The organism is Treponema sp. R6D11 (assembly GCF_054786075.1).
The window spans coordinates 1-375 of record NZ_BDHD01001147.1 but is presented as its reverse complement, the minus strand read 5'-3'; the positions used below and the strand labels follow the sequence as shown (position 1 = coordinate 375).

Annotated in this window: 1 pseudogene; it reads left to right on the top strand. The window is 39.5% G+C overall.

The features are described 5' to 3' along the window. Positions 1–375, top strand: a pseudogene (locus ACYVTD_RS17870) (hypothetical protein); the annotation flags it as partial.

Here is a 375-nt window from a genome sequence, read left to right as displayed (position 1 = left end):
CTTCAGTATATTGCCGTCTTGCTGCACATACTTGATGATCTTTTTATCGGAATGCGTTATGTGAACTTTGGTACTGTTACAGGACCTGACGGTTCGGCTTTAAGAGTAGGCGAAGAACTTACCGAAATTATTAACAACTGGCGCGGTTACATAGAAGACAGTTTTTCCAGAGATTATCTTCCGCGCCTGACTGAATATTGCCGTATGCTGGAAAATTCAAAAGAGTCCAGAATAACGCCTTTTGGAAGAAAAAATTTAAACGAGTTGCATTGGATAAAAAGACTTTATTTCCTTCCATATTATAAATTTGAGTCTGTGGGACCTCCTCCGTTTCCAAAAAGCGAAATTGTTCCCATTTACAGCGAAGTAAGAAGG